The 1213-nt window shown below is 66.9% G+C and carries 2 protein-coding genes; one reads left to right on the forward strand and one right to left on the reverse strand.

Annotated elements, in window-relative coordinates:
• The coding region (locus tag AC3A5N_RS15995; protein ID WP_487738314.1) for an ArdC family protein at positions 1–587 on the reverse strand (587 nt) is incomplete at its 3' end.
• A gap of 513 nt (positions 588–1100) precedes the next feature.
• Here AC3A5N_RS15995 and AC3A5N_RS16000 point away from each other — a divergent pair.
• The coding region (locus AC3A5N_RS16000) for a helix-turn-helix transcriptional regulator (RefSeq protein WP_487738315.1) at positions 1101–1213 on the forward strand (113 nt) is incomplete at its 3' end.

Raw genomic sequence — 1213 nt, forward strand, 5'->3', positions numbered from 1 at the left:
AACGCCTGCGGCGGCGGCACCGGGACATAGTCGCCAACCGGCGAATAGTAGGCCTCGCCCCCGCCAATGCGCAGGTCGGCCCCGCTCGCATCGATCAGCGCTTTGACCTCCGGCAGGATATCGGCCTCGGCGGCAAGAGGCTCAGCGGCACGCGTCAGCTCCTCGGGCAGAGCTTCGCACTGCTCGACATTGAACACGGTGAAGCGCTTGAGAAGGGCGATCGTCCTTGCCTCGCGTTCTTCGTCCTGCGCTTGCTCGGCCTCTGCCCGGGGCGTAAACCTGTCGGCGTAGCAGACGGTCGTGCCCCGCTCCCCTTTGCGGACATGGCCGCCTGCTGCGACTGCTTGCCGGTACGTGAGCCAGCGCTGCGAGGCATAGCCGCCCTCGATCACCGCTGCCCACAGGATCAGCACGTTGATCCCTGAATAGCGCCGCCCGCTCATCGCATTCGCCGGCATCGCGCAGCCGCATGCGGCTGCATCCCACGGCTGCACCCACGGCAGCCGTCCTTCTTCCAGCTCCGCAATCACCCGCTCGGTCACCTCGGCATAGAGGCTCCGGCGTAAGCTCCTGGTCTGACCGTTCATCCTTCCACTCCTCTTCTCCACCGCAACCGGCCCCGAAAAAGGCGGGGTGGGCGGCTAGGAGCGGACCGGAAGTCCCGCCGAGGAAGGTGGGCTGCACCCAACGGGCCGAAATGAAATGGAGGACCGGCGCAGCCGGTTGCGGCACGCCGCGGCGGGACTACAGGGTAGCGGCGCGCCCTCCCCGCCTGCTCGGGGCCGACAGGCCCCAGCGCCATCGCGCGAGCAGCGCGATGTCCGCTTGGCCGGCGCAGCAAGCGCCGGCCCCCACCGTCATGCGATCGTCATCCGAATGGGTCGAGACGCGATCAGCGACTCGGCGGCGCGGAAGCGGCGTAGAGCGCGGTCACGCCCCCAACAGTGCGTGAGACGCCGAGTTCTTTCGACGCACCGAGGTACCTTTATGGGGCAGGAAGGGTCGTGTTCGGCCGGGTATGGCGGTGGCACTCTTGCGCATCGAAGAGAACTTCCGATCCTGGTCGCGCGGGAGCTGCAACAACGACCAGGATCATGCCGATGACCGACACCTCAAACCGCTTTCTTCGCCTTAACGCCGTGCTCGACAAGACCGGCCTCAGCCGCTCGACACTCTACCGCAAGATCGAGGAGGGCACGTTTCCGAAGCAGAT

The sequence above is a fragment of the Pelagerythrobacter sp. Soil_C_18 genome, from assembly GCF_057657235.1.